The sequence below is a fragment of the Mycobacterium sp. 852002-40037_SCH5390672 genome (assembly GCF_001665875.1).
In the GTDB taxonomy this organism is placed as follows: domain Bacteria; phylum Actinomycetota; class Actinomycetes; order Mycobacteriales; family Mycobacteriaceae; genus Mycobacterium.
Genome location: NZ_LZTA01000038.1, coordinates 244,787 through 269,756, shown reverse-complemented (window position 1 = coordinate 269,756; position 24,970 = coordinate 244,787). Strand labels below are relative to the sequence as shown.

Genomic DNA, 24,970 nt, shown 5'->3' with positions numbered 1-24,970 from the left:
GACGGTTGGTGAGCTTTGCGGAAGGCGGTCAGGTGGTGGCTAATCCAGCTTCAGGTCCCCGCCCCGGCGTCTTGAGCCGCGTGCTCAAACGCGGGTGGATCCCGCTGCTGCTGGTGATTGTTTTGGCGCTGTCGGCACTGATCGTTTCGCGACTGCACAAGATCTTCGGCTCGGAAGATCTCAACGCAAACGCCGGCAAGGGGATCGAAATCGTGCAGTTCAACCCGAAGGTCGTCGTTTACGAAGTCTCCGGCTCCCCGGGCACCACAGCGAACATCAACTACTGGGACGAAAACGCCAACACGCACCAGGTCAACAACGCGCCGCTGCCCTGGTCGACGACGATCTCGACCACGCTGCCCTCGGTGAGCGCCAACATCATGGCGCAGAGCGACGGCAGCACAATCGCGTGCAAGATCACCGTGGACGGCGTCGTCCGCGAACGGCAAAACTCCGACGGCCATAACGCCCAGACCTTCTGCCTGGTGAAGTCCGCATGAGCGACGTGAACAATCAGACCGAGCGCGACCTCAGCGCGGCCGACACCGGCCCGATCGCGACCCGCGGTTTATCGAAGGCCGAGCGCGGCCACCGGCCCTACCTTCCCCATGCGATCCGCATCTTCGCGATACCGATCATTCTGGGCTGGGTTGCCATCACGGTGTTGGTGAACGTCATCGTTCCCACGCTGGAAAAGGTCGGCGAGGCGCACTCGGCGCCGATGACGCCGCTGGACGCGCCGTCGATGAAGGCGATGATGCGCCTGGGGCATAACTTCCACGAGTTCGACTCCAACAGCACCGTCATGATCGTCCTGGAGGGTCAGCACCCCCTCGGCCCGGAGGCACACCAGTACTACGACAAACTGATTCGCGAACTCCGCCAGGACCCCAAGCACATCCAGCACATCCAGGACTTCTGGGGAGACCGGCTGACCGCCGCGGGCGCGCAAAGCGCCGACTCCAAGGGCGCCTATGTGCAGGTGAACCTCGCCGGTAACCAGGGCACGACCCTGGCCAACGAGTCCGTGGACGCGGTCCGCAAGGTCATCGACGAGAACAAGGCACCGCCCGGAGTGAAGGCCTACGTCACCGGCCCCGCGGCGCTGTCCGACGACATGCACATCATCGGTAACGCCAGCCTGGCCAAGATCACGCTGTTCACCCTGGGCGCCATCGCGATCATGCTGCTGCTGGTCTACCGGTCCATCGTCACCACGCTGGTGCAGCTGTTCATGACCTTTGTCGCACTGGCCTGTTCGCGCGGCGTCGTCGCGGTTCTCGCGTACCACAACGCATTCGGGCTCACCACGTTCGCCGCCAATATCCTCACCATGCTGGCGATCGCCGCGGGAACGGACTACGGCATCTTCCTCGTCGGCCGCTATCAGGAGGCGATCGGCGCCGGCGAGGATCGAGAAACCGCGTACTACACCACATTCAAGGGCGTCGCCCCGGTCGTCGTGGGGTCGGGCCTGACGATTGCGGGCGCGACCTATTGCCTGAGCTTCACCCGGCTGCCTTGGTTCAACACCATGGGCGCGCCCGTGGCGATCGGCATGCTGGTCGTGGTGCTGGCCGGCATCACGCTGGGCCCCGCGGTGGTCTTCGTCGGCAGTCGCTTCCACCTCTTCGAAAAGCAGGCCAAGCGCGGTCGGCTATGGCGCCGCGTGGGCACCGCCGTAGTGCGTTGGCCTGCACCGGTTTTGGCGGTCAGTGCCGCTGTGGTGCTGGTCGGCATGATTGCCTTGCCGAGCTACCACACGAGCTACAACGACCGCCATTACCTGCCGTTGTCGGCCCCGTCCAATCAAGGGCAAGAGGCCGCGAATCGGCATTTCTCCGAGGCACGGATGAACCCCGACCTCTTGATGATCGAGTCTGACCATGACATGCGGAACCCCGCCGACATGCTCGTGTTGGACCGCGTGGCCAAGAACGAGATGCGCACGCTCGGCATCGCAATGGTCCAGGACATCACGCGGCCGCTGGGCATTCCGATTCAGCACAGCTCGATCCCATTCCAGAACAGCATTCAAAGCCAAACCACCATGCAGAACATGGGCTTCCTCAAAGAGCGCATGAACGACATCCTGAAGATGGCCGATGATCTGCAGACCCAAATCAACACCACGCAGCGCCAGTACGAGGTGTCGCTAGACCTGTCCAACGCCGCCGACGACAGCGCGAAGACCACGGCGGTAACGTCGCAGATCACCGACACCCTGCGCGACCACATCGCCGATTTCGACGACACCTTCCGGCCGGTGCGCACGTACTTCTACTGGGAAAAGCACTGCTACGACATACCGTTGTGCTACGGGTTGCGGTCCCTGTTCGACACGTTGGACGGCTTCGACCAACTCGCCGAGCAGTTCCACTTCCTCACGGGCGACATTGCGCACACCGCCCAGGCCACACACGACCTCAACGCGCTGTTTCCCACGCTGATCACCACGCTGAAGACCACCAGGGGTATCACGCTGACGCTGTACCAGACCTTCAAGGCGATGATCGACCAGATGGAGGCGATGAGCAATACCGCCATCGTGATGGGACAAAGCTTCGACGCGTCGAAGAACGACGACTTCTTCTACCTGCCACCGGAAGCCTTCGATAACCCGGATTTCCAGACGGGCCTTCGCATGTTCTTGTCACCGGACGGTAAGTCGGCACGGTTCTTCATCACCCATCAGAACGATCCGATGACGCCGGAGGGCATTGCGCGGGTCGACGCCGAACGCACCGCCGCGCAGGAGGGGTTGAAGCAGTCCTCGCTGTCGGATGCCAGGGTGTATCTCGGCGGAACCGCCGCGACATTCAAGGACATGGCCGACGGCGAGAAGTACGACCTGATGATCGCCGTGGTGTCGGCCCTGACGCTGATCTTCATGATCATGCTGCTGCTGACCCGAAGTGTGGTGGCGGCGCTGGTGATCGTCGGCACCGCGGCCAGCTCCATCGCGGCGTCATTCGGTCTGTCCGTGCTGATTTGGCAGGATCTGTTCGGCATCAGGATCCACTGGATCGTCATGGCGCTTTCGGTCATCATCCTGCTGGCCGTCGGATCCGACTACAACCTGCTGCTGGTCTCCCGGTTCCGCGAAGAGATCCACCACGGACTCAAGACCGGAATCATCCGGTCGATGGCGGGCACCGGCGGCGTGGTGACGGCGGCGGGTCTGGTGTTCGCCTTCACCATGGCATCCATGCTGGGCAGCGACCTGCGGGTGCTCGGCCAGTTCGGGTCGACCGTGTGCATCGGTCTGCTGCTCGACACGCTGATCGTGCGCACGCTGCTGATGCCCTCGATCGCCACCCTGCTCGGACGGTGGTTCTGGTGGCCGCAAGTCGTTCACCCCCGCGGTGACAACGCGCGACGGCCGGTGAGCGCTTAATCCGATTGTGGAAGCGCCACGCTCACCGCGACCGCGCCGGCGCCGACATGCAGCGCGAGCACCGGTCCCAGCTCGGTGATGATCGCCGGCTCACACGCCGGTAGCCGCTCGCCCAGCGCCGTCGCCACCGCGCGCGCACCATCCGGGTTGTCGACGTGGTGCACCGCCAGGGCGGCGGCGTCGTGGCCCACAACCTGACATACCCGGTCGATCATCGCCTCGGTGGCGTGACTGACGGTGCGAACCCGTTGGGCCAGAACGAGTTTGCCGTCATCGATACGCAACAGCGGCTTGAGCGCCAGCGCGGTGCCCAGCCACGCCTTCGCCCCGCCGATGCGTCCACTGCGGCGCAGGTTGTCCAGTCGGTGCACCACGATGAAGGCATGTCCACGGTCCACGGCCGCGTGCGCGGCGTCCGCGACGGCGTCGAGGCTTCCGCCGTCGGCCGCGGTCCGTGCCGCGGCCAAAGCGACGAAGCCGGTGCCCATCGCGGCCGACTTGGAGTCGACGACGCGCACGTTCGGGTCGAGGTCGACCGCGGTGCGTTCGGCGGCCCGGCAGGTGCCCGACAGCGCCGACGAAATGTGCACCGCCACCACACCGTCGCCGCCGCTGTCGGCCAGCGCCTGCTGGTACACGTCGGCGAGTTCGGCAGGGGTGGCCGCCGCCGTGGTGGCCGCGAGTTTGTAGATGTCGTCAGGAACGTCGTCCACGCCGTCACGCAGATCGGTGCCGTCGAGCAAGATGTGCAGCGGAACGACGCGTATCCCCCACTTTTCGAGCAGGTCTGCAGGCAGACGTGCCGACGAGTCGGTCACCACCACGACTGTCACGAGCGCCGCTCCTCCTCATCGCTTCGCTCTGCATCGTCGTCGGCGCGGGTCACGAGCGTCGCTCCTCATCGCTTCGCTCTGCATCGTCGTCGGCGCGGGTCACGAGCGCTACCCGCGTGGCTTCTCGTTGGTCACCCCTGGCTGATTGCGCGGCTCCTCATCGCGCTGCGCGCTCTGCATCGTCGCCACGCCGGATTCGGCGAGCGCCTTGAGCATCAACTCCGCGACCGCCTGGTGGGCTTCGAAATTCCAGTGGATACCGTCGGGGTTTCCTCGACCACTCATAACCTGTTCGGCGACGGCGGCTTTGAGGTCGACCAGGGGGACGTTGTGGTTTTGCGCCCATTCGGTGATGGCGGCCACGGTCCCCGCACGGCCATGGTGGGCCCGGCCGTAGGTGTCGGCGATATGCACTGACGGCAGCGACGCCACGATCGGGATACCGGGGCGATTGAAATCGATTGCGCCACGGGTCTGTTCGAGGTAATCGGCGCTCAGATGCGGAGGCAGCGCCGATCTGGCAACCGGTGAGAGCCGGGGCTGCAGCCAGCCATAGCCGTCGCGGACCCAGCGCCGCAGCCAGGGCGGCCGCACATAGCGGATCAGCTCCCGCAGCGCGGTGGGCAACACCGACGGCAGCGAATCCATGCCGCCGGTCGCGAAGATGACCGCGCCGGCCCTGGGTAGCGCCGCCCACGCCCGCGGGTCCTGGGTGGCCGCCCACCAGATGTCTCGACACGTCCAACCGATGCGGCCGATCAGCTCGACATCCCAATCCAATTGCACCGCAACGATGTTCGGCCAGATTCGGGGATCGTCGGCCGGTAGCCCCCCGGTTGGCCCGTAGTAGGCAAGCGAGTCGGCGAAAATCAGCAGTGTCGGCTTCGACCGGGGCTCAGAGGACATCGTTGGACACCTGTGCCGAAGCGTTCCACACATCCAGACGCCAACGGATGCGGTCGAATTCGTCGACGGGATCGTCGCTATGGCCGGAAAGCTGCACCCAGCTGGCATTGCCCATGCCACCCAGGATCGGCCAGTTGGCCACTGGAAGCTTCAGCAGCGCGGCCGACAGCGCGGCGATCAGTCCGCCGTGGGCCACCAGCACCACCGGGCGATCCGGCCCGTCGGGGTCACCCCATTCCGGCTCGCCGGACACCAGTTCGGCGACCAATGGCACGCTGCGCGCCGCGACGTCGACCCGGCTCTCACCGCCATGCGGTGCCCAGGTGGCGTCTTCGCGCCAGGCCAGCCGGGCGCCCGGGGCCTGCGCGTCGACCTCGGTGTGGGTCAATCCCTGCCAGTCACCGAGATGGGTTTCCCGCAACCGCTGGTCCACCCGAATCGGCAGGCCGGTCAACTCCCCCAGCCTGACCGCCGTGTCGTAGGCGCGATGCAGATCCGACGACACGATCAGCGACGGCTGCAGCTTGCCCAGCACCTCGGCGGCGGCGATCGCCTGCGCCCGACCGAGCTCACTCAGTTCGGAATCCAGCTGGCCCTGCATCCGGCTACCGGCGTTGAACTCGGTTTGCCCGTGCCGCAACATGATCAGACGACGGATTCTCATTGCTCGTCCGACTCTTCGGAGTTGTCACGGCCCTCGTCCAGGTCTACCGGCACCGCCGGGCAGTCACTCCACAGCCGGTCCAAGGCATAGAAGTCGCGGTCCTCCTGATGCTGAATGTGAACGACGATGTCGCGATAGTCCAGCAGCGTCCAACGACCCTCGCGCGTGCCCTCGCGACGCGCCGGCTTGTACCCGGCCTTGCGCATCTTTTCCTCGACCTCGTCGACGATGGCGTTGACCTGTCGCTCGTTGGATGCCGAGGCGATCACGAAGCAATCCGTGATGGCAAGCTGCGCCGAGACGTCGATGACCACGACATCGTCGGCAAGCTTCGAGGCGGCGGCGCCGGCGGCCACCGTCGCCATGTCGATGGCCTCCTGGGTGGCACTCATGGGTGATCCCCTGTGCTCAGGCGTGTTTCGCTGACGGGCACTGACGGCACCGCGTCGTCGCGGTAGAGCCGGCGCTTGGAGACGTACTGCACGACGCCGTCGGGCATCAAATACCACAGCGGACGGCGCTGTGCCGCGCGGCGACGGCAATCGGTAGAGGAGATGGCCAGCGCCGGAATCTCGACCAGGGTCAGCGCGTCCTCGGGCAGCTCACCCAGCACGCCGGTGACGTGTTCGCGGCGCAGCTCGTAGCCGGGCCGGCTCACCCCGATGAAGCGGGCCAGCTCGAACACCGTCTCCCAGCCCTGCCACGACAGAATGGAGGCCAGCGCGTCGGCCCCGGTGATGAAATACAGCTCGGAGTCGGGGTTGAGGGCGCGCAGGTCGCGCAGTGTGTCCTTGGTGTAGGTGGGGCCGGCGCGGTCGATGTCGACCCGGCTGACCGTAAAACGGGGATTGGATGCCGTGGCGATCACCGTCATCAGATACCGGTCCTCGGCAGCCGAGACGTGCCGATCCTTCTGCCAGGGCTGACCGCTGGGCACGAACACCACTTGGTCGAGGTCGAACAGGTCAGCGACCTCACTGGCGGCAACCAGGTGGCCGTAATGGATGGGGTCGAACGTCCCACCCATCACTCCTAACCTGCGAAGCTGCTTTTGCACGATTTGCCAGCTTACTTGAGCCGGTATCGCGGCCCGATTTGTCGCAACGCAGCCTCACACCGGCAGCAGCTGATCGATCACCGCGGCCAGCTGCTTGGCGGACCGGCACTCGTGCATCGGGATGACCTCCTGATAGCGGGGCACCGCCGAGTCACCGCTGCCCCACAGATGCTTGGGCTCGGGATTCAGCCAGTGCGCATGCCGGCTGGCGGCCACCATGTGGGTCAGCAGTTCGGTCTCCGGATTGCGGTAATTGGTGCGGCCATCCCCGAGCACCAGCAACGAGGTGCGCGGCGACAGCACATTGGGAAACGCCTGCACGAACGACGCGAACGCATTGCCATAGTCGGAATGGCCGTCGCGACTGTAAACGCCCGACTCGCGGGTGATGCGCTGAATGGCTACGGCCAGATCGGCTTCCGGGCCGAACATGTGGGTCACCTCGTCGGTGGTGTCGATGAAGGCGAACACGCGAACACGTGAGAACTGTTGGCGCAGAGCATGTACCAGGAGCAGAGTGAAATGGCTGAATCCGGCAACCGAGCCGGACACATCGCACAGCACCACCAGTTCCGGGCGCGCCGGACGGGGTTTGGCCAGCACGACATCGATCGGCACCCCGCCGGTTGACATCGACTTGCGCAGCGTCTTGCGCAGATCGATCGTCCCCGCCCGGGTGCGTCGCCGGCGGGCCGCCAGGCGGGTCGCCAGCGTTCGGGCCAGCGGCGCCACCACCCGGCGCATCTGGCGCAGCTGCTCACCGGAGGCGCGCAGGAACTCCACGTTCTCGGAAAGCTGTGGAATGCCGTACATCTGGACGTGGTCGCGGCCCAGCTGCTCAGCGGTGCGCCGTTTGGTCTCCGAATCGACCAACTTGCGCAACTGAGTGATCCGCTGCGCGGCAAGTGCTTTGGCGATTTCTTCCTGGCTGGGAGTGGGTTCGTCACCGTACGAGGCGAGCAACCCGGCCAACAGCTTGCCCTCGAGTTCGTCGAGCGCCATCGCCTTGAGCGCCTGATACGACGAGAAGGACGGGCCGCGGCTGGAGCTGTATTTCCCGTAGGCCTCGACGATCCGGGCGATCATCGCGACCAGGCGCTCGTCCATGTCGGCCAGATCGGGGTTCTCGGTCAGCAGGTCGACCAGCATCTGGCGCATCGCCTCGACGTCGTCGGGCGGCAACGCGTGGTCGTCCGGCGAGTCGTTGGCCTCGTCGTCGGTGACCACCGCACGTGCGCCCAGCGCCGCCGGGAACCACAGGTCGAACATGGCGTCATAGGTCTCGCGGTGATCCGAGCGGCGCAGCACGGCGCACGCGAGGCCCTCGCGCAGCACCGTCCGGTCACCCAGGCCGAGCGTCGCCATCACCCGCCCGGCATCCACCGTTTCCGATGGGCCAACCGAAATCCCTGCGCCGCGAAGCGCTTCCACGAAGCCCACCAGGTGGCCCGGCAGCCCGTGCGGGGCGAGCGGCCGAGTGGGTCGGATACGGCGGGTGGCCATCGCAGACTTCCTAATTCAGCCGCAGCTCGCCGGTCGCGCGCTGCTGGTCGGACTGATGTTTGAGCACCACGCCCAGCGTGGCCGCCACGACAGCGTCGTCGATGGTGTCCAGGCCCAACGCGAGCAGCGTGCGGCCCCAGTCGATGGTCTCGGCGATGGACGGGACTTTCTTGAGTTGCATCCCGCGCAGCACGCCGATGATGCGAACGAGCTCCTCGGCCAGATGCGCGGGCAGCTCGGGGACCCGGGACAACAGGATGCGGCGTTCCAGGTCGGGACTGGGAAAGTCGATGTGCAAGAACAGGCACCGACGTTTGAGCGCCTCGGACAGTTCGCGAGTGGCGTTGGAGGTCAGCACCACCAGCGGCGTCCGCTCGGCGGTGATCGTTCCCAATTCGGGAACGGTCACCGCGAAGTCCGACAGCACCTCGAGTAACAGACCCTCGATCTCGATATCGGCCTTGTCGGTCTCGTCGATGAGCAGCACCGTAGGCTCGGTGCGCCGGATGGCGGTCAGCAACGGACGCTGCAGCAGGAATTCCTCGCTGAACACGTCATCTTTGGTCTGGTCCCAGTCCCCCGAACCGGCCTGGATGCGCAGGATCTGCTTGGCGTGGTTCCACTCGTAGAGCGCGCGGGCCTCATCGACGCCCTCATAGCACTGCAGGCGCACCAGGCCCGATCCGGTGGCCTGGGCGATAGCGCGGGCCAACTCGGTCTTGCCCACGCCGGCCGGGCCTTCCACCAGCAGCGGCTTACCGAGCCGGTCGGCCAAGAACACGGCCGTCGCGGTGGCGGTGTCGGGCAGGTAGCCGGTCTCGGCCAACCGGCGCGAGACGTCGTCGATGTCGTCGAACAACGGCTTGGACCGGGCGGGCACACTCACAATCGGTTCTCCTAAGGCACTTTCTGCACGCGGGTATCAGACCGGACGGATCTGTCCGTCTCCCCACGCAATCCATTTGGTCGAGGTCAGTTCGGGCAGCCCCATCGGGCCGCGGGCATGCAGTTTCTGGGTGGAGATGCCGATTTCGGCGCCGAAACCGAACTGCTCACCATCGGTGAACGCCGTGGACGCGTTCACCATCACCGCGGCGGCGTCAACGCCGTCCGTAAACTTCTGCGCCGCAGCCATATTGGTGGTCACGATGGCCTCGGTGTGCCCGGTGCCGTACTCGTTGATGTGAGCGATCGCGGCGTCGATACCGTCGACCACGGCCACCGCGATGTCCATCGACAGGTACTCCCGGCGCAGGTCATCCTCGTGCGCATCCCTGGAAAATCCACCGTGCACGGTCACGCCGGCGTCTTGCAGCGCGGTAACCAGCCGGGGCAGTGCCTCTTCGGAGATCCCGACATCGACCAGCAGTGTCTCGGCGGCATTGCAGACGCTGGGACGACGGGTCTTGGAATTCAGCAGGATTCGCTCCGCCACATCCAAGTCGGCGCCCTCATGCACGTAGACGTGACAGTTGCCGACGCCGGTCTCGATGGTGGGCACCTGCGCGTCGCGAACCACCGCGTTGATCAGGCTCGCCCCGCCACGCGGAATCACCACATCGACCAGGCCCCGCGCCTGGATCAGATGCGTCACCGTCGAGCGGTCATCGGCCGAAAGCAGTTGAACCGCATCGGCGGGCAGGTCCTCGCTGACCAGCGAAGCCCGCAGCACCTGGACCAGCGCCTGATTGGACCGCGTCGCCGACGAACTTCCGCGCAGCAGCACGGCATTGCCGGACTTCAGCGCCAAACCGAAGGCGTCGACGGTCACATTGGGCCGGCCCTCGTAGATCATGCCGACCACGCCGAGCGGAACCCGCTGCTGACGCAGCTGCAGCCCGTTGGGCAACGTGTAACCGCGCAACACCTCACCGACCGGGTCCGGCAGCCCGGCGACCTGACGCAGGCCGGCGGCGATGCCCTCAACGCGTTTGGAATCCAATGCCAACCGGTCGAGCATCGCGGTCGGCGTGCCTGCGGCCCGGGCGGCCTCGAGGTCTTCGTCGTTGGCCGACAGGATCAATTCGGTGTGGGCGCCTATCGCGTCGGCCGCAGAGCTCAGCGCCTGGTCCTTGGCAACCGTCGGCAACAACGCCAGGACACGGGATGCAACACGAGCGCGGCGTGCGGCGTTGTGCACCTCCTGGCGCAAGTCAGGCAGCGAGGGTGCTTGCAGACTCATTGAACCAGAGTATCGGGCGGCAAAAGCCCGGGTGAGGCGACCCGCTACCCGACCCGCTCACCGCGCCGGACACTGCGCACCTTGCTGCGCCGCTCTTCGATGATGTTGCCAAAGTTCTGTAGCAGCAGGGGCGCACGCGTCACCAGGTGTTCGATGTGTTCCCGATCGATCTCCAACGCCGTGACCTCTTCCAGCGCGTACGCGCCGGCCAGGTTCGGTTGCCGAGTCAGCGCCGTCAGCCCCAGGAACGACCCCTCGACCAGCGTGCTGATCGGCACCATCGACCCGTCCTCGGCGGTCGCGGTGAGCTGCACGCGCCCGGAGACCAGGAACGTCATGGTCGTCGGCACCTGGCCGGCGTACTCCACCACCTCGTCGGCGCCGTAGCGGACGATCCTCGCCGCCGACCGCAGCGATCGCTGCTCCTCGGCGCCGATCCGCAACGCCGGCGCCACCACCGTGTGCAACGCGTGCTCCACCCGTTCGATCGTGGAGAAGTCGTCGTCGGCGTCATCGAGGTGCAGATTCTCGCGGCGCGCCGCATACCAGGTCCATCGCAAAAAGGTCGCCTTGGCGGCGCCGGCGTCCGCCGGTGAGTCCAATCCGATGGTCGTGCAGTACTCGGCGGCGCCCACCGGGACCGATCGGGGCACACTGCCGGCCTTGAGCTGCGGCAACCCCTGGGCGATGCGCGACAGCAGCGCACACACCCGGTCGGGCGGGTCGACGCTGGAGAAGGTCGTCGTCACCGCCAGCTTGTGCGCACCGGGCGGGCGGCTGAGATTGGTGAACGCATTGCTGGCCAGCATCGAGTTCGGCATGACCCGAATACCGCTGCCGGTGTCGATGTGCACGGCGCGCCAGTTGACCTCGACCACTCGGCCGCGGGCCGTACCGGTGTCCAGCCACTCGTCGATGCGGAAGGGCTGCTCGAACAGCATGAACAAACCCGACACGATCTGGCCGACCGAGTTCTGCAGCATCAGACCGATGACGACCGACGTGACGCCCAGTGCGGTGAAGATACCGCCGAGCCGCACACCCCAGATGTACGACGACATCACGGCCAAACCGACGCTGATCACGGCCAACCGGGCGCAGTCCAGAAATATGCCGGGTAACCTTTTGCGCCAACTCTTTTCGGGTGCGCCTTCGAACATCGTCGCGTTGAGACCGGACAGCAAAAGCACCAGCACCAGCAGACCGAAAACCGTGGTGAGGACGCGCACCGGAACGTCGCCTGCCGGGACCTGGGAGGCCTGCACCAGCAGCAGCAACAGCGCGCCGAGCGGCAGCAGATAGTTGCGCACCAAGCTCACCTGCCTGGCCAGCGGGCTGTTCCTGCGCAGCAGCGCGTCGTGCAGCTCGGTGAGAGCGATCAACCCGAGCGGCAGCCCGACCGCGATGCCGATCGCCCAGTAGAACCAGGTGGAGTTGAGGAGGTTCATCAGCGCTCCAACAACCGGTAAATGGCCTGATCGGTACCGCCGACGGAGATGGTGCCGGCGGGGGTGAACTGCCGAACGTCCCGCATCGCCTCATACACCTGCGAGCTGACGTAGATGCCGGGCTGCGGTGCGCCACTGTGCATTTGATAGGCCAGGCTGACCGCACCGCCCCACATGTCATAGACCAGGCTGGACCGGCCGACCAGCCCGCTCACCACGTTGCCGGTGTTGACACCGACGCGCAGGCCCAGCTGGTGCACCGTTTGGCTGTTGAATCGATCGATGATGCGACCGATTTCGAGGGCGAAGTCGACGGCGCGGTGAGTGCTGTCCAGCCGGGGCGTGACCACCCCGCAGCTGGCCAGATAGCCATTGTGGAACGTACGAATCCGTTCGACGCCGAGCACTTCTGCGGCCGAATCGAATTGCCGGAAGAGTTCGTTGACGGTCGCGACCAATTCATCTTCCGGCACGTCGCTGGAAATGTCGTCCAGGCCGACGATGTCGGCATAAATGATGGCCACGTCCTGATGCTTCTGGGCGATGGTCTCCTCGCCATCGCGATAGCGTTGCACCACCGACTCGGGCATCAGCGCCAGCAACAGGCGGTCGTTTTCGCGGCGCTGCTCGTTGAGCAGCTCTTCCTTGATCGCCAGATTCCGGCTCATTTCGTTGAAAGCCGCTGTGAGATCACCGATTTCGTCGCGCCGCCGAACCGGGATGTTGATTTCGTAGTCGCCGGAGCTGATCTTGCGCGTGCCTTCTTCGAGACGGCGGACCGGTCGCACCGCGGCCTGGGCGACGAACATCGAGGCCATGCAGATGGCGAAGATCATTGCGGCAACCGCAATCACCAGTGTCTTGCTGAACCTGCCGAGCCGGGCGAACGCATCGGAGTTATCGCGCGTCGCGAGGATCGACCAGTGCAGGTCGGAATTGGGGATGCTCAGCGGCGCATAGGCTTCCAGCTCCTTGTTGCCCGTGTAGTCGGTGGCGCTGACCACCCCTGTTTCGCCGCGTTGGGCGGCGCGAAGGCCGGCGGTGTCGACCGGCTGCACCAGCGTGGTGCTGCCCAACCGGATCGCCCGGTCCACCACGTCGGGCGGCGTGCCGGCGTCGATGGCCTGGCGCCGGTAGTCCTTCCGGTCCTCGATGAAATCCCGTGAATCGGAACGCATCAGGTCGTCGGGGCCGGCCAGATATGTTTCGGTCGCGGGGCCCATTCCGGCGGCGTCCCAGTGCTTGTCGGCGGTCATGATCTTGTTGATCTTCGCGACCGGCACCGGTAGCGCCATCACGCCTTCGAACTTGCCGTTCATACCGACCGGTGACACCACCCACGCCGTGGGCGTGTCGAGGTGCGGCTGGTACTGCTGGAAGTCGGTGATCCAGACGAAGTCGACGTCGTTGGACGCCAAGGCTTTTTGGTAGGCCTCCCGCAGCTTCGATTCGCGATATGGACCTGTGAGGACGTTGGTCCCCAGATCGGGCCCCTTCATCACGCTGTAGACGACATTGCCCTGCATGTCCAGCAGCAGCGCGTCCCGATAGTCGAAGCGGGTGACGATGCCGCGCATGTAGAAGTCGAAGCGGGCGTTGGCCGCCGACCATGCGCTGCCGTCGCCGGCGTCTTGGACGGGCAGCGCGTCGGGGGTGGGCCGGGGGGCGGCGGTGTAGTACGCCTGAATGTATTTCTGCGCGTTGGAACTTGGCAGGACCGCCCTGATATCGATGGTGTCGCCGGTGATTTGCTTGATCGGCTTGATCATGTCGTTGTCGTAGTAGTTGACCAGCGACTGCTGCTGGGCGGGCGTGATAGTCGCGTTGGCCAATTGGCCGAACCCTCCCGTCAGCGTTGTCATCGCCTCGTTGATGCTGAAGCCGCCGCTGTAGACGATCAGCGAATTCGACACCTCCCGGAACAGCGCCTGCACCGCGCGCTTCTGCGACTCGCGCAACTCGATCAATCGTTCCGACTCGACCTGACGCAACGCGTTGCGTCCGGACACGGCGCCGATGAGGCCGATCACCGCCACACCCAAGATGCTCGACAGCAGCATGGTGACCAAAATCTTGGACTGGATGCCCAACCGGAAGCGGGCCAGGGCGCGCTGACGCGAGCGCTTTGCGGCCGGTGGGGCCGGTCCGGGATCGATTTGGGGTTCAGCGTCTGTTAACTCGCTCGTGGTCAATCGCCTGCCCCTTTTCTTGGGATCCAGCACCCCTAACGCAGCAGAATATCGCGCGGACATCGAGATATTCAGCGTTTGCCCCGGACGCGATCCGGCGTCGAAACTGCCGATGCCTTTGGTGTGCTTCGCCATCCCGACCGACTAACGTCGGCGTCATGGCTGGCGTTTGCGTGGTGGGGAGCGTGAATCTCGATCTGTCGTTGGGTGTCGACGCCCTTCCGCGGCCCGGCGAAACGGTTTTGGCGTCGTCGTTGACCCACGCCCCCGGCGGCAAGGGCGGCAATCAGGCGGTGGCGGCGGCGCGCGCGGGCGCGCCGGTGCAGTTCGTCGGCGCCGTCGGCGATGACGCAGCGGCCGGTCAGTTGCGCTCGCACCTCGAGGCCAACGGCGTCGGCCTCGACGGAACCGTCGAAATACCCGGACCCAGCGGCACGGCCATCGTGGTGGTCGACGCGAACGGCGAGAACACCATTGTGGTCGCCCCGGGCGCCAACGGTCGTTTCACACTGACCGACGAGCGGGCGCGCGCCGTCGTCGCCGACTGCGATGTGATGTTGACCCAGCTCGAGATTCCGGTGAACACGGCCGTCGCCGCGGCGCAACACGCGCGGTCGGCGGGAGCGGTCGTCGTCGTGAATGCTTCGCCGGCCGGCCAGGACGCCGCTTCGTTGGGCGACTTGGCGGCCGCCGCGGACGTGGTGATCACCAACGAAGACGAAGCCGCCGAATGGCCTTGGCGTCCAACGCACTTGGTGGTCACCCTGGGCGCCCGCGGCGCCCGCTACATTGGCGCTGACGGCGAGTTCACCGTCTCCGCTCCGGCGGTGGATGCGGTGGACACCACCGGGGCCGGCGACGTATTCGCCGGCGTGCTGGCCGCGAATTGGCCACAGAATCCCGGCTCGGCGGATCAGCGGCGGCTCGCGTTGCGGCGGGCCTGCGCAGCGGGTGCGCTGGCGACGTTGGTCGCCGGCGCCGGTGATTGCGCGCCGGACGCCGAGGCGATCGACAAGGCGGTCCGGGACGCGTCCTAGCCGCTCTGCCCGCCGACGTCGTGGGCGATCTCGCCCGTCTCGCTCGGCAACGCCATGGCTCTCGCCATCTGTTCCACAGCGACGACACCGCGATCGCCACAAGTTGGCGGCCGTCGCTGACCTGCGGTTGGCAGTGTTTGGCAGCGGCTGGCGTCGATCTGGCAGTGGTTTTCCAGCAGCGTCGATAGCGATCGCAGTCCGCCATCGAGAAAGGAACATCATGTCCGCTACCACGATTGACCGCACGGGCACCCGGGACGGCTTGCTTCGCCTCGCCATGCGCGCCGACGCCGCCATCAGTGGACTGGTCGGCCTGGCCGGTATCCCGGTGGCCGGCCGGCTCGCCGAACTCTCGGGCACCACGAAGGCGTTCGAGTACGCCATGGCCGCGTTCTTGATCGCCTACGGCGTGGTCGTGTTCGGGCTGGCCACCCTGCCGTCGCTGCGGCGCGCCGGCATGGCCGTCATCATCGCCAACGTGGCGTACACGGTGGCCGCAATCGTTCTCGTGCTCGCGGACGTCTTCCCACTGACGTCGGCCGGCGTGGTGTTGAACCTGGCGGCCGGCGTGGGCACGCTGGTATTCGCGGAAGTGCAATACCAGGGCTGGCGCCGCGCCAAGGCCTGAGTCCTGAACGCTCAGGGCCCGCTCGGTGCTGCCGGGCGGGCCGTGAGTGCGCGTGCTAGTCCTTGGGGACTTCGCGTTCGATCTCGTCGAGCCAGATGCGCGCGGACATATCGGACGGCGCGCGCCAATCCCCCCGCGGCGACAGCGAACCCCCGTGCGACACCTTGGGCCCGTTGGGCAGGGCCGAGCGCTTGAACTGACTGAATTCGTAGAACCGCTGCACGAAAACCTGCAGCCAATGCCGAATTTCCTTCAGCGAGTACGACGGCCGCTTGTCCTCGGGGAAGCCAGGCGGCCAGATGCCGTGCTCGGGATCGCTCCACGCATGCCAGGCCAGGAATGCGATCTTCGACGGCCGGAATCCAAAGCGCAGCACGTGGAACAGCGAAAAGTCCTGCAGCGCAAACGGGCCTACTTTCGCCTCACTGCTCTGCAGCTCTTCTTCCTCCCCGCTGGGAACCAGTTCCGGGGTGATCTCGGTGTCGAGCACCGACTGCAGCACCTCGGCGACCTCCGGTTCGAACTGTTCCGACGAGATCACCCAGCGGATCAAGTGCTGCACCAGCGTCTTGGGCACGCCGGCATTGACGTTGTAGTGCGACATCTGGTCGCCGACACCGTATGTCGACCAGCCCAGCCCCAGCTCGGACAGGTCACCGGTGCCCAGCACGATGCCGCCCCGCTGGTTGGCCAACCGGAATAGGTAGTCGGTACGCAAACCGGCCTGGACGTTTTCGAAGGTGACGTCATATACCTTCTCGCCACGCGCGAAGGGGTGATCCATCTGCTTGAGCATCAGCTCCGCGCTCTCGCGGATGTCGATCTCGGCGAAGGTGACACCCAGCGTGCGGCACAGCTCGGCCGCATTGCGTTTGGTGCGGTCCCCGGTCGCGAAGCCGGGCAGCGTGAACGCCAGAATGTCGCTGCGCGGCCGTTGTTCGCGATCCATCGCGCGGGCGGCAACGATCAAGGCGTGTGTGGAGTCCAGCCCACCGGAAATCCCGATGACGATTTTTGGGAAATCCAGCGCGCGCAGCCGCTGTTCGAGACCGGCGACTTGAATGTTGTAGCCCTCGAAGCAATCCTGTTCCAGCCGTTGCGGATCGGCGGGCACGAAAGGGAAGCGCTCGATGTCGCGTCGCAGCCCGAGGTCACCGCCAGGTGGGTCCAGCCGGAACCGGATGCGCCGGTACGTGTCCGTCGTTGACCGGTGGTGGCGCCGGTTGTCGTCGAAGGTGCCCATCCGGAGCCGTTCCGAGCGAAGCAATTCGATGTCGATGTCGGCGACGCTGCGCCGCTCCCCTTTGGGGAACCGCTCGGACTGGGCCAGCATCACACCGTTTTCAAACACCATGGTCTGACCGTCCCAGGCCAAATCGGTCGTCGATTCACCATCCCCGGCAGCCGAATACACGTAGGCGGCCAAGCAACGCGACGAGGCCGAGCGGGCCAGCAGGCAGCGGTCCTCGGCGCGACCGATCGTGATCGGGCTACCGGACAGGTTGGCCAGCACCGTCGCACCCGCGAGCGCGGCCTCCGCGCTGGGCGGAATCGGCACGAACATGTCCTCGCAAATCTCGACGTGCAGCACAAAGCCGGGCACGTCGGAAGCCTCGAAGAGCAGGTCGGGACCGAACGGCACCTCGGCGCCCGCGACGCGGATGGTGCCGCGCTCGTCGTCTCCGGGCGCGATCTGGCGGCGCTCGTAGAACTCCCGATAGGTGGGCAGGTACGACTTCGGCGCCACCCCGAGCACCGCGCCGCGGTGGATCACCACGGCGGCGTTGTAGATCCGGTGGCGATGACGCAGCGGGGCACCGACGACCAACACCGGGAGCAACTCGGCCGAGGCCTCGACGATTTCCGCGATGGCCTTGTCGACGTCGTCGAGCAGCAGGTCCTGCAGCAGGATGTCTTCGATGGAATACCCGGACAGCGTCAGCTCCGGGAAGACGGCCAGCGCGACAGCGTCGTCGTGGCACTCCTGGGCTATCCGCAGGACCGATTCGGCATTCGCGGCGGGGTCGCCGATGGCGGTGTGGTGCGTGCATGCGGCGACGCGGGCAAAGCCCTGGCTGTAAGCGTTGTAAAAGTCCATCGCCCTCCCATTGTCGCCCCGGGCGTGTCAACTCGTCGCCGCCGGGTATCCGCGACAGCATGAGCCACACTGCTGTCCTGGTGGTCGACATGATGAACACGTATCAGCATCCCGACGCTGAGAATCTAATACCCAATGTCGAGAAGATCATCGAGCCGTTGTCCGATTTGGTTCGGCGGGCCCGTGAATCCGACGACGTCGACCTGGTGTACGTCAACGACAACTACGGAGATTTCACCGCTGAGTTCTCCGACATCGTCCGTTCAGCCTGCCACGGGGCCCGTCCCGATCTGGTGAAGCCGATCCTGCCGACCGACGAGTGCCGCGTCATGACCAAGGTCCGCCACAGCGCGTTTTATGCGACGGCGCTGGCGTATCTGCTCGGCCGGCTGGAAACCAAGCGGTTGATCATCACCGGTCAGGTCACCGAGCAATGCATTCTCTACACGGCCCTGGACGCGTACGTCCGGCACTTCCCCGTGGTGATCGCGACCGATGCCGTCGCGCACATCGACCCCGATTTGGGCGACGCGGCCTGCAGGATGATGGAGCAGAACATGTCCGCCGAGCTCACGACAGCGGCTGACTGCCTGGGCTGACTCCGTACTCTGGAGAGGTGACGCTGGGCTGCGCAGAATCCCCGGAACTGGTCACGCTGTTGGCCGGTCGCCGGATCGCGGTGCTGACGGGTGCGGGCATTTCCACCGATTCGGGCATTCCCGACTACCGCGGGCCCGATTCACCGCCCAGCAATCCCATGACCATCAGCCAGTTCACCGGCGATCCGGCGTTTCGGCGGCGATACTGGGCACGCAACCACGTCGGCTGGCGGCACATGGACGACACGCTGCCCAACGCGGGCCACCGGGCGCTGGCAGCACTCGAGGACGCGTCGGTGGTCACCGGCGTCATCACCCAGAACGTCGATCTGCTGCACACCAAGGCGGGCAGCCGAAACGTCATCAACCTGCACGGCAACTATGCGCAGGTGGTCTGCCTGAACTGCGGATCCACCATGACCCGTGCCGCACTGGCCGAACGACTGGAAGCGCTCAACCCCGGATTCATCGAGCGCGCCGAGGCGATCGGCGGGCTGGCGGTGGCACCCGACGCCGACGCCGTCGTCGCGGATACCGCGTCGTTCCGTTACCTGGATTGCCGGCGCTGCGACGGCATGCTCAAGCCCGACATCGTCTACTTCGGCGAGAACGTTCCCAAAGACGTTGTGGCAGCAGCCTATGGTTTGGTCGAGCAGGCCGGCGCGCTGCTGGTCGCGGGTTCGTCGCTGACCGTGTTCTCCGGCTACCGATTCGTGCGGCACGCCGCCGCACTGGGCATCCCGATTGCGATCATCAACCGTGGCGTCACCCGGGGCGACGACCTGGCCACCGCCAAGGTCGACGGGGGGTGCTCGGAGTTGCTGGCGCTGCTCGCCGACGAGTTGTCGCCGCTGTCAACACATTAGAAGGTGCACGGCATGCTGCGGATGGCGTGCACGAAGTTGCCCGCCAAATAGGCCGGCTCGCCCGCCTGGATGCCAGGCAATTGACGAAACAGTTCGCCGAAGACCGCCCGCAGCTGCGCGCGGGCGACGTGCGCACCGAGGCAGAAGTGCAGTCCGCCACCGCCGAAGCCGACGTGCGGATTCGGGTCACGGCTCAAGTTCAAGCGTTCCGGGTGGTCGAACACCTCGGTGTCCCAGTTGCCGGACGGATAGAACATGACGACCTTCTCCCCCGCCAAAATGGTCTGACCGCCCAGCTCGGCATCCGTTGCGGCCGTGCGACGGAAGGTCATGACCGGAGTCGCCCAGCGGATGAACTCCTCGATCGCGGTGCCCATCCGGTTGTCGAAATCTTCTAGCAGCCAGGCCTTCTCGCCGGGAAAATCGGTGAGCGCCTTCAAGGTGTGGCTGATGGTCTGCCGGGTGGTGTCGTTTCCGGCCACGGAGAGCAACACGAAGAACGCCGCCACCTCCGCGTCTTCCAGACGGTCACCGTCCACCTCGGCGGTCACCAGGCTGCTGATCAGGTCATCGCCGGGGTGCTCACGGCGTTCGGTCGCCAGCGCGCCGACGAGTTGGTGTAGATAAATCTGGTTTTCGACCAGAACTTCCAGCGGTGGACGGCCGTTGAGGAATTCCGGGTCGGCCCACGAGACCAGGGCGTCGGTGGCGTGTGCCATGCGGTCGCGCTCGGACTCCGGGATGCCCATCATGTCCGACAGGGTGCGGACGGGCAGTTCCTTGGCACAGTGGTCGACGAAATCCGCACCGCTTCCGGCGGTCCGCAGTTCTTCGACGATGGTTTCGGCGTTGGCCTTGACCGAGTCTTCGATGCGGCGAACCTGCCGGGGGCTGAGCGCGGCGTGAGCGAGCTTGCGTATCTTGGTGTGCCGCGGCGGGTCCATCGCCAAGAACGACTGCGACGCCTCGAGCAACTCCACCGGAATGCTCTCGAACATCACCCCCTGGCCGGACACGAAGGCGTCGTTGTTGCGGCTCACCGCGACGATGTCGGAGCGCCGGGTGACCGCCCAGAAACCGGGGTCGGTCGGATCGGGCATCAGCGAGTCCTCGACCGGCGGATGCCAGCTCACCGGGCGCTCGGCCCGCAGCACGGCGAACGCGCGTTCCCGATCCGCCGCGGTGGTGGACCAAAACGCCCGCGAGGACAGATCGATCTCGTCGTAGGCACGACCGGACTTGTCGGTCCCAGGCTTACCCGTCAGCACGGCCATAGTGGGGATCCTCCGTCTCGTATGACGCCGGTCACAGACTCCCCGCGACGATATGCCTAGACACTGTGTCTAGTCAACATGTCGAATGCTCGGCTATGCTCGGCGCATGCCGCCGCTCACCCGCAAGCCGCAGGGCCACCGAGCTTTGGGGCGCGAGCAGCGGCGCGAGCAGATGGAGCGCCGGTTGCTGGACGCCACCGAGCGGCTGATGCGCGACGGCGCGAGCTTCACCGAACTCAGCGTGGATCGTCTCTCCGGCGAGGCCGGCATTTCCCGCGCCAGCTTTTACATCTACTTCGAGGACAAGGGTCACCTGCTGCGCCGGCTCGCCGGCCAGGTGTTCGGCGATCTGACGGACGGCGCGCGAAGCTGGTGGAGCGTGGCAGGGCGCCATGATCCGGACGATGTACGGACCGCAATGAGCCGCATCATCGCCACCTACCGGCGCCATCAGGCGGTGCTGGTCGCACTCAACGAAATGGCCGCCTACGACCCGCCGACGGGGGAAACGTATCGCGAGCTGCTGACCGGCATCTCCGGGCAGTTCACCCACGTCATCGAAGACGGCCAGGCCGCCGGCTCGATCCGCCCCGAGCTGGCCGCGCTGACCACCGCCAGCGCGCTGACCTGGATGGTCGAGCGGGCCTGCCAGCAGAACCTGCCGACAAAGCCGACCGACTACGACGCCGAGCTGGCCGCCACATTGGCCGAAATCGTCTGGGGCGCATTGTATCTCAAGCCGACCTCGGAGCACTGACCCGGCCCGACCCGATGGTTCGACCATGAGATGAGTCCCAGACGTGCTAGCTCATGCGCTAGCACGGTCGTAGAAGTCCCCTTGGTCAGCAGACGCGTCACCCGTGCCGCACGAGTGCCGAGGCGCTTCTTACACCGCCACCAGGTCGTCGGCGTGCACCGCGGGCCTGCGCAGCTCGCCGGGCAGCTCGGACGTTGAGCGGCCCATCATGGTGGCCAGCTCGGTCGCGTCGTAGGCGACCACGCCACGGCCCACCATCACCGCGTCCGGGCCGCGCAATTCGACAACGTCGCCGGCATAAAACCGGCCGGATACCGCGGTGATCCCGGCGGGCAGCAGCGAGCGACGCTGCCGCACCACGGCGCGCACGGCACCCTGGTCCAGCGTCAGCGCGCCGGCCGCCTCGGCGGCGTAACGCACCCAGAACCGCCGCGCCGACATCCGCGCCGGGCGCGCGGCGAACACCGTGCCGACCGAAGCCTCGGTGAGCGCGGTCGCGGCATCGGCCGCGGCGGCGAGCAGCACCGGCACACCGGCATCGGCGGCAAGCAGCGCCGAGGACATCTTCGAGCTCATCCCGCCGGTACCCAAATCGCTTCCGGGACCGGCGATTACGCCGACCAGATCCCCCGAATCCGACACCTCCGAAATGAACCTGGCGCCCTCGGTCTTTCGCGGATCCGAGTCATAAAGCCCATCGATGTCGGACAGCAACACCAAAGCCTCGGCACCGACGAGGTGAGCCACCAGCGCCGAAAGCCGGTCGTTGTCGCCGAACCGGATCTCGTTGGTGGCCACCGTATCGTTCTCGTTGACGATCGCCACCGCATGCAGTGCGCGCAGCCGATCCAGCGTGCGCTGGGCGTTGGTGTGCTGGGCCCGCATCGAGATGTCGTGCGCGCTCAACAGCACCTGCCCGACCGTGCGGCCATAGCGGGCGAACACGGCACTCCACGAATTCACCAGCGCGACCTGACCGACGCTGGCCGCGGCCTGCTTTGTCGCCAAATCCCTGGGACGACGCGATAATCCGAGCGGCTCGATGCCGGCGGCAATGGCCCCCGACGACACGATGACGACGTCGGTACCGGCCTTCATCCGCGCTTCGATCGCATCGGCGAGTCCGGCCAGCCGGCCGGCGTCGAACACCCCGGCCGGCGTAGTCAGCGCGTTGGTCCCCACCTTGACCACCAGGCTGCGAGCATTGCGGATAACGTCGCGGTGGGGGCTCACGACTCCTCACCGCGTTCGCGGCGGCGACGCCGGGCGGCCTTGCGCTCGTCGGCGCCGACGCGGTCGGTGCGCTCCAACCGCGCGTCGGTTCCGCGGCCTGACAGCGAAACCTGTTGTCCGGCAGGAGTTTGCGGCTCCCAATCGAACGTCATGTCTCCGATGGTCACTTCGCAGCCCGGTCGCGCACCCAGCCGCAGCAATTCCTCTTCGACACCGAGGCGCGCCAGGCGATCCGCGAGATATCCCACGGCCTCGTCGTTGTCGAAGTTGGTCTGGCGGATCCAGCGTTCGGGGCGCGCGCCGCTGACCACGAAGGCGCCCGGCTGCTGGGGATCCGGTGCAACGCTGAAGCCGCTGTCGTCGATGGGAACCGGACGAATCACCGGCCGTCGCGGCACGATCTCCGGCTGGGCGGCCTGGTAGTCCGAGATGATCTGCCACAACCCAAAGATCAAGGGCTGCAAACCTTCTTGCGCTACCGCCGACACCAAGAACACCGGCCAGCCACGCGCGGCGATCTCGTCGCGGACGAATTCGGCCAACTCGCGCGCCTCGGGCACGTCGATTTTGTTGAGCACCACCGCGCGGGGCCGCTCGGTGAGGTCACCGAGCGCCGCATCCCCTTGCAGGGTGGGCGTATAGGCGGCGAGTTCGGCCTCCAGCGCATCGATATCGGAGATGGGGTCACGGCCGGGATCCGCGGTGGCGCAGTCGACAACGTGCACCAGCACGGCGCATCGCTCGATGTGACGGAGGAAATCCAGGCCCAGGCCGCGGCCCTGGGATGCGCCCGGGATCAGGCCGGGCACGTCGGCGACGGTGAAGGTGTGCTCGCCCGCCGACACCACGCCGAGGTTGGGAACCAACGTGGTGAACGGGTAGTCGGCGATCTTGGGTTTGGCCGCCGAGATCGTCGACACCAGCGACGATTTGCCGGCCGAGGGAAAACCGATCAAGCCGGCGTCGGCAACGGTCTTGAGTTCCAGCGTCAGGTCGCGGGTCTGCCCCTGCTCGCCCAACAGCGCGAAGCCGGGAGCTTTACGCGCACGAGATGCGAGCGCGGCGTTGCCCAGTCCGCCGCGTCCACCCGCGGCGGCTTCGAAGCGGGTGCCCGCGCCGACCAGGTCGGCCAGCAACCGTCCGTTTTCGTCGAGGACGACGGTGCCGTCGGGCACCTTGACTTCCAGGTCAGCGCCGGCGGCGCCGTCGCGGTTGTTGCCCATCCCCTGCTTGCCCGAGGGCGCGGTGACGTGCGGATGGAAATGGAAGTCGAGCAGGGTGTGCACCTGCGGATCGACGACCAAGACGATGCTGCCGCCGCGGCCGCCGTTGCCCCCGTCGGGGCCGCCGAGCGGCTTGAACTTCTCGCGATGGACCGAGGCGCAGCCGTTACCCCCAGAACCGGCGCGCGCATGGATGACGACGCGGTCGACGAACCGAGGCATCGTGGATCCTCTCACCTACCACCGGGCGCCGAAATCACCGGGCTGGGCCCGGAAACACGGTCAGTCGGCGGCTTGTCCCGCGGCCACGATGTTGACGGTCTTGCGGCCGCGCTTGAGACCGAACTCGACCGCGCCGGCTTCCTTGGCGAACAACGTGTCGTCCCCGCCACGACCAACACCCACGCCCGGGTGGAACTTGGTGCCGCGCTGCCGGACGATGATTTCGCCCGCCTTGACGATCTGACCGCCGAATCGCTTCACGCCCAGCCGCTGGGCCGCGGAATCGCGACCGTTGCGCGAGCTGGAAGCGCCCTTCTTGTGTGCCATGTGTGGTCCTCGCTCAGTGTTGTCTGTTCTTCGCCTGACGGCTCAATCACGCGATGCCGGTGACCTTCAGGACGGTCAGCTGCTGACGGTGTCCCTGACGCTTGTGGTAGCCGGTCTTGTTCCTGAACTTGTGGATACGGATCTTGGGGCCCTTGGTGTGCTCGAGCACCTCGCCGGTCACCGCGACCTTGGCCAGTGCGGCTGCGTCGGTGGTCACGTTGGCGCCGTCTACCACCAGGGCGACCGGTAGTGACACGTTCGAGCCGGGCTCAGACTCGAGCTTCTCGACCTTGACCACGTCCCCGACGGCGACCTTGTACTGCTTGCCGCCCGTCTTCACGATTGCGTAGGTCGCCATCGTTGCTCCTGCTCCTTCTTCTAACCGCTGCTCTGCGCGTCGCGCGCGAACCAGCCGCGGTGCACGTGGTGGGTCTGGGGTTGCGGGCCTGCGCCGATTGCCCGGGAGTCCCGCTGCCGCCGGCCAAAGTTTTCCTCGCCCGGCCTGACGACAACTGTCCAAGGGTACG

General features: G+C 66.2%; 23 protein-coding genes. 7 read left to right on the top strand and 16 right to left on the bottom strand.

The annotated features are described in order from the left end of the window. The first annotated feature begins 32 nt into the window (after positions 1-32). Positions 33-500, top strand: coding sequence for an MmpS family transport accessory protein (locus A5782_RS06620; protein WP_197694137.1), 468 nt, complete (start codon positions 33-35; stop codon positions 498-500). Further along, on the top strand, positions 497-3,397 hold the full coding sequence (locus A5782_RS06615; protein WP_067096764.1) for an RND family transporter: 2,901 nt from the start codon (positions 497-499) through the stop codon (positions 3,395-3,397). The genes A5782_RS06620 and A5782_RS06615 overlap by 4 nt, the downstream gene beginning before the upstream one ends. Here the strand turns inward: A5782_RS06615 and A5782_RS06610 are convergent. The 10 genes from A5782_RS06610 to A5782_RS06565 all read right to left on the bottom strand — a co-directional run bounded on the left by A5782_RS06610 (position 3,394) and on the right by A5782_RS06565 (position 14,182). Continuing rightward, positions 3,394-4,230, bottom strand: a complete 837-nt coding sequence (locus tag A5782_RS06610) for a DegV family protein (protein WP_067096762.1) — start codon at positions 4,228-4,230, stop codon at positions 3,394-3,396. The genes A5782_RS06615 and A5782_RS06610 overlap by 4 nt on opposite strands. A 108-nt stretch (positions 4,231-4,338) precedes the next feature. Continuing rightward, on the bottom strand, positions 4,339-5,136 hold the full coding sequence (octT, locus tag A5782_RS06605; RefSeq protein ID WP_067096759.1) for a diglucosylglycerate octanoyltransferase: 798 nt from the start codon (positions 5,134-5,136) through the stop codon (positions 4,339-4,341). Next, on the bottom strand, positions 5,126-5,800 hold the full coding sequence (gene gpgP / locus A5782_RS06600; RefSeq protein WP_067096756.1) for a glucosyl-3-phosphoglycerate phosphatase: 675 nt from the start codon (positions 5,798-5,800) through the stop codon (positions 5,126-5,128). The genes octT and gpgP overlap by 11 nt, the downstream gene beginning before the upstream one ends. Continuing rightward, entirely contained in the window at positions 5,797-6,192 is a 396-nt protein-coding gene (gene rsfS, locus A5782_RS06595) for a ribosome silencing factor (protein ID WP_067096753.1), read from the bottom strand. Before rsfS ends, gpgP begins: the two co-directional genes overlap by 4 nt. After that, positions 6,189-6,857, bottom strand: a complete 669-nt coding sequence (gene nadD / locus A5782_RS06590) for a nicotinate-nucleotide adenylyltransferase (protein ID WP_082942802.1) — start codon at positions 6,855-6,857, stop codon at positions 6,189-6,191. Before nadD ends, rsfS begins: the two co-directional genes overlap by 4 nt. 54 nt (positions 6,858-6,911) lie before the next feature. Beyond that, on the bottom strand, positions 6,912-8,360 hold the full coding sequence (locus A5782_RS06585; RefSeq protein WP_067096746.1) for a VWA domain-containing protein: 1,449 nt from the start codon (positions 8,358-8,360) through the stop codon (positions 6,912-6,914). A 10-nt stretch (positions 8,361-8,370) separates the two neighbouring features. Then, on the bottom strand, positions 8,371-9,246 hold the full coding sequence (locus A5782_RS06580; RefSeq protein ID WP_007769847.1) for a MoxR family ATPase: 876 nt from the start codon (positions 9,244-9,246) through the stop codon (positions 8,371-8,373). 36 nt (positions 9,247-9,282) lie between these two features. Further along, the gene (locus A5782_RS06575) at positions 9,283-10,542 is read right to left on the bottom strand and encodes a glutamate-5-semialdehyde dehydrogenase (RefSeq protein WP_067096743.1); all 1,260 of its coding nucleotides are present in this window, start codon (positions 10,540-10,542) and stop codon (positions 9,283-9,285) included. 44 nt (positions 10,543-10,586) lie between these two features. Continuing rightward, positions 10,587-11,990: a mechanosensitive ion channel family protein gene (locus A5782_RS06570; RefSeq protein WP_067096741.1), complete on the bottom strand. Its 1,404-nt coding sequence runs from the start codon at positions 11,988-11,990 to the stop codon at positions 10,587-10,589. Next, on the bottom strand, positions 11,990-14,182 hold the full coding sequence (locus A5782_RS06565) for an adenylate/guanylate cyclase domain-containing protein (protein WP_067097039.1): 2,193 nt from the start codon (positions 14,180-14,182) through the stop codon (positions 11,990-11,992). The genes A5782_RS06570 and A5782_RS06565 overlap by 1 nt, the downstream gene beginning before the upstream one ends. 155 nt (positions 14,183-14,337) lie before the next feature. Between A5782_RS06565 and A5782_RS06560 the strand changes: the two genes are divergently transcribed. Then, entirely contained in the window at positions 14,338-15,216 is an 879-nt protein-coding gene (locus A5782_RS06560) for a ribokinase (protein WP_082942801.1), read from the top strand. A 220-nt stretch (positions 15,217-15,436) separates the two neighbouring features. Next, positions 15,437-15,844 (top strand): hypothetical protein, encoded by a 408-nt coding sequence (locus A5782_RS06555; RefSeq protein WP_067096738.1) that lies wholly within the window; start codon positions 15,437-15,439, stop codon positions 15,842-15,844. A 55-nt stretch (positions 15,845-15,899) separates the two neighbouring features. On the opposite strand, the gene A5782_RS06550 is transcribed toward A5782_RS06555, so the two are convergent. Then, on the bottom strand, positions 15,900-17,942 hold the full coding sequence (locus A5782_RS06550) for an NAD(+) synthase (RefSeq protein WP_067096735.1): 2,043 nt from the start codon (positions 17,940-17,942) through the stop codon (positions 15,900-15,902). 59 nt (positions 17,943-18,001) lie between these two features. On the opposite strand from A5782_RS06550, the gene A5782_RS06545 reads away from it, so the two are divergent. After that, a complete protein-coding gene (locus A5782_RS06545) occupies positions 18,002-18,541 on the top strand; it encodes a cysteine hydrolase family protein (RefSeq protein ID WP_067096733.1) in 540 nt (179 codons plus the stop codon). A 17-nt stretch (positions 18,542-18,558) separates the two neighbouring features. Next, positions 18,559-19,407: an NAD-dependent deacetylase gene (locus tag A5782_RS06540; protein WP_067096730.1), complete on the top strand. Its 849-nt coding sequence runs from the start codon at positions 18,559-18,561 to the stop codon at positions 19,405-19,407. Here the strand turns inward: A5782_RS06540 and A5782_RS06535 are convergent. Then, the gene (locus A5782_RS06535; protein WP_067096727.1) at positions 19,404-20,681 is read right to left on the bottom strand and encodes a cytochrome P450; all 1,278 of its coding nucleotides are present in this window, start codon (positions 20,679-20,681) and stop codon (positions 19,404-19,406) included. The genes A5782_RS06540 and A5782_RS06535 overlap by 4 nt on opposite strands. A gap of 106 nt (positions 20,682-20,787) precedes the next feature. On the opposite strand from A5782_RS06535, the gene A5782_RS06530 reads away from it, so the two are divergent. Next, positions 20,788-21,438 (top strand): TetR/AcrR family transcriptional regulator, encoded by a 651-nt coding sequence (locus A5782_RS06530; protein ID WP_067096724.1) that lies wholly within the window; start codon positions 20,788-20,790, stop codon positions 21,436-21,438. Positions 21,439-21,567: 129 nt separating this feature from the next. On the opposite strand, the gene proB is transcribed toward A5782_RS06530, so the two are convergent. From proB to rplU, 4 genes are read right to left on the bottom strand one after another with little or no spacing between them, the layout of a single operon-like run. After that, positions 21,568-22,671: a glutamate 5-kinase gene (gene proB / locus A5782_RS06525; protein ID WP_067096721.1), complete on the bottom strand. Its 1,104-nt coding sequence runs from the start codon at positions 22,669-22,671 to the stop codon at positions 21,568-21,570. Further along, positions 22,668-24,116, bottom strand: a complete 1,449-nt coding sequence (obgE, locus tag A5782_RS06520) for a GTPase ObgE (protein ID WP_067096718.1) — start codon at positions 24,114-24,116, stop codon at positions 22,668-22,670. Before obgE ends, proB begins: the two co-directional genes overlap by 4 nt. Positions 24,117-24,176: 60 nt before the next feature. Continuing rightward, on the bottom strand, positions 24,177-24,443 hold the full coding sequence (gene rpmA, locus A5782_RS06515) for a 50S ribosomal protein L27 (RefSeq protein ID WP_067096716.1): 267 nt from the start codon (positions 24,441-24,443) through the stop codon (positions 24,177-24,179). Between the two features lie 46 nt (positions 24,444-24,489). Beyond that, positions 24,490-24,801, bottom strand: a complete 312-nt coding sequence (gene rplU / locus A5782_RS06510; protein WP_067096713.1) for a 50S ribosomal protein L21 — start codon at positions 24,799-24,801, stop codon at positions 24,490-24,492. Positions 24,802-24,970: the final 169 nt, after the last annotated feature.

Coding starts and splice junctions, on each gene's coding strand:
- A5782_RS06615 (WP_067096764.1), top strand. CDS start 497: ATGAGCGACGTGAACAATCAGACCGAGCGCGACCTCAGCGCGGCCGAC.
- octT (WP_067096759.1), bottom strand. CDS start 5,136: ATGTCCTCTGAGCCCCGGTCGAAGCCGACACTGCTGATTTTCGCCGAC.
- gpgP (WP_067096756.1), bottom strand. CDS start 5,800: ATGAGAATCCGTCGTCTGATCATGTTGCGGCACGGGCAAACCGAGTTC.
- rsfS (WP_067096753.1), bottom strand. CDS start 6,192: ATGAGTGCCACCCAGGAGGCCATCGACATGGCGACGGTGGCCGCCGGC.
- A5782_RS06585 (WP_067096746.1), bottom strand. CDS start 8,360: ATGGCCACCCGCCGTATCCGACCCACTCGGCCGCTCGCCCCGCACGGG.
- A5782_RS06575 (WP_067096743.1), bottom strand. CDS start 10,542: ATGAGTCTGCAAGCACCCTCGCTGCCTGACTTGCGCCAGGAGGTGCAC.
- A5782_RS06570 (WP_067096741.1), bottom strand. CDS start 11,990: ATGAACCTCCTCAACTCCACCTGGTTCTACTGGGCGATCGGCATCGCG.
- A5782_RS06560 (WP_082942801.1), top strand. CDS start 14,338: ATGGCTGGCGTTTGCGTGGTGGGGAGCGTGAATCTCGATCTGTCGTTG.
- A5782_RS06555 (WP_067096738.1), top strand. CDS start 15,437: ATGTCCGCTACCACGATTGACCGCACGGGCACCCGGGACGGCTTGCTT.
- A5782_RS06550 (WP_067096735.1), bottom strand. CDS start 17,942: ATGGACTTTTACAACGCTTACAGCCAGGGCTTTGCCCGCGTCGCCGCA.
- A5782_RS06545 (WP_067096733.1), top strand. CDS start 18,002: ATGAGCCACACTGCTGTCCTGGTGGTCGACATGATGAACACGTATCAG.
- A5782_RS06535 (WP_067096727.1), bottom strand. CDS start 20,681: ATGGCCGTGCTGACGGGTAAGCCTGGGACCGACAAGTCCGGTCGTGCC.
- A5782_RS06530 (WP_067096724.1), top strand. CDS start 20,788: ATGCCGCCGCTCACCCGCAAGCCGCAGGGCCACCGAGCTTTGGGGCGC.
- obgE (WP_067096718.1), bottom strand. CDS start 24,116: ATGCCTCGGTTCGTCGACCGCGTCGTCATCCATGCGCGCGCCGGTTCT.
- rpmA (WP_067096716.1), bottom strand. CDS start 24,443: ATGGCACACAAGAAGGGCGCTTCCAGCTCGCGCAACGGTCGCGATTCC.
- rplU (WP_067096713.1), bottom strand. CDS start 24,801: ATGGCGACCTACGCAATCGTGAAGACGGGCGGCAAGCAGTACAAGGTC.